Annotated in this window: 3 protein-coding genes; 1 reads left to right on the top strand and 2 read right to left on the bottom strand. The window is 76.3% G+C overall.

The window, feature by feature from the left end:
- Positions 1-882 (bottom strand): BTAD domain-containing putative transcriptional regulator (locus ACFVXK_RS38380; RefSeq protein ID WP_389621973.1); only part of this gene is annotated, 882 nt, incomplete at its 3' end.
- Between the two features lie 62 nt (positions 883-944).
- Between ACFVXK_RS38380 and ACFVXK_RS38375 the strand changes: the two genes are divergently transcribed.
- Positions 945-1,745 carry a site-2 protease family protein gene (locus ACFVXK_RS38375; RefSeq protein ID WP_389621970.1) on the top strand — a complete coding sequence of 267 codons (801 nt, stop codon included), beginning with the start codon at positions 945-947 and terminating at the stop codon, positions 1,743-1,745.
- Between the two features lie 4 nt (positions 1,746-1,749).
- Here the strand turns inward: ACFVXK_RS38375 and ACFVXK_RS38370 are convergent, their stop codons facing one another.
- Positions 1,750-1,932, bottom strand: a complete 183-nt coding sequence (locus tag ACFVXK_RS38370) for a hypothetical protein (RefSeq protein ID WP_389621967.1) — start codon at positions 1,930-1,932, stop codon at positions 1,750-1,752.
- Positions 1,933-2,080 lie beyond the last annotated feature (148 nt).

Raw genomic sequence — 2,080 nt, 5'->3', positions numbered from 1 at the left:
GTGGTGGCCGGCGCCCGGAGCCGGCCAGGCCGGGGCTCCGGCAGGGGCCTGGGGGCCGGGCACCGTCGGGGCGGCGGGCGTTGCCGGGGGCGGCCAGGCGGTGGCTCCGGCCGGGGTGTCGGGGGTCGGCCAGCCCTGGGCCGCGGTGGCCGGGGGCGGTTCCGGGGCGGGGGTGCCCGAGAGGAGTTCCGTGTGCAGGGCGCGCAGGGCCGGGCCCGGGTCGGTGCCCAGGCGGGTGGACAGGTCCCGGCGGACCGTCTCGTAGGCGGCCAGGGCCTCCGCGGGGCGGCCCACTGCGCGGAGGGCCCGGATGCGGAGCGACTGCAGGGACTCGTCCAGGGGGTGGCGGGCGCACAGTTCGGTCAGCTCCGGCAGGGCCTGTTCCGCTTCGCCCAGCGCCAGCGCCGCGCCCAGGCGGCCCCGGCGCGCGTCCATCCGTACGGCCTCCCAGCGGGCGGACTCGGCCGCCGGATCGGGGAGGGAGGCCAGCGCGGGGCCCCGCCACAGGGCGAGCGCCTCGTCGTACAGGGCCGCCGCCCGGGCGGGTTCGGCCGCGGCCGAAGCGGAGCGCACGAGCCCTTCGAAGCGGTACAGGTCGACGTCGTCCCGTCCGGCGTCCAGCCGGTAGCCGCCCTCGGCGGAGCGCACGGCCCCGTGCCCCAGGGCCCGCCGCAGCCGGGCCACCAGTGCCTGGAGCGCGGCGGGGGCGTCGGCCGGGGGGTCGGCGTCCCACACCTCGGCGACCAGCATCGCGGCGGGCACGGTGCGGCCGGGCCGCAGCGCGAGCGCGGTCAGGAGCGCGCGCAGGCGCGCTCCGCCGACGGCGACGGGGGTCCCGTCGTCGCGGATGGCCTGGGCGGTGCCGAGAATCGCGTAACGCACCGGCCCATTGTCCCCGGCCCCCGGGGGACGACGGGCCGTCGGCCCGGGATAGGTTTCGCCGCATGGTTCACCAGGGCGGCCGCGGCGAGCGGCGTATCAGTTCCGTTTTCCTCGGCATCGTCGCCGTCATGGCGGTCACCGGCTGGGCGGTGTGGACGGGCTTCGCGGCGAACCCGGGGCTCGCCGTGTTCCTCTTCGTCACCTCGGCGTGGGTGGTCTCGCTGTGCCTGCACGAGTACGCGCACGCCCGTACCGCCCTGCACGGCGGCGACTTCACCGTCGGCGCGAAGGGCTACCTCACGCTGAACCCGCTGAAGTACACGCACGCCCTGCTCAGCATCGTGCTGCCGGTGGTCTTCGTGATCCTGGGCGGGCTGGGCCTGCCCGGCGGGGCCGTGTACATCGAACGGGACCGGATCCGGGGCCGCTGGCGGCACAGCCTGGTCTCGGCGGCGGGCCCGCTGACGAACGTGGCCTTCGCGGTCGTCTGCACGGCGCCGTTCTGGCTGGACGCCCTGGACGGGGTGCCGCAGCCGTTCCGCTTCGCGCTGGCGTTCCTGGCGCTGCTCCAGGTCTCGGCGGCGATCCTGAACTTCCTGCCGGTCCCGGGCCTGGACGGCTACGGGGTCATCGAGCCCTGGCTCTCCCACCGAGTCCGGCGCGAGCTCGCGCCGCTGGCGCCGTTCGCGCTGATCGGGGTGTTCGCCCTGCTGTGGATCCCGGAGGTCAACGCGGTCTTCTTCGACGCGGTGCGGGGCGTCCTGCGCGCCCTGGGCGTCTCGGACCTGGAGACGTACTGCGGCCGCGACCTGTACCGCTTCTGGACGGGTCAGGACGGCTTCTGCGCGGCCCCCGTCGACTGACGTCCTAGACGGCCGCGCGCCGCTTCTCGGCCTTGGCCTTGCGGATGTAGAACCAGGCCATGTTGGACGTCACACCGGCCAGCAGCACCCACACGATCCCGAGGAAGCTGCCCTCCACGAAGGCGACCACGGCGGCGGCCACGGCAAGGGCGCAGACGACAACGGCGAACACGGCAAGGCGGGGCATCCGGAACAGCTCCTCGGCAACACGCAACGGGGTCGAACCCCTCCAGTGTCCCCCATCCCGCCCCGGGCCCCCGGCCCCGGGGGGGGGGCCGGGGGGGGGGGGGGGGGGACAAGTCGGGTGGGGGGCGGGCCGCGGGGGCCGTGGTGCG

Source organism: Streptomyces sp. NPDC058157 (genome assembly GCF_042884105.1).
GTDB lineage: Bacteria > Actinomycetota > Actinomycetes > Streptomycetales > Streptomycetaceae > Streptomyces.
Note: the sequence above shows the minus strand (reverse complement) of the source record. Positions and strands in the feature narration are given on the sequence as shown.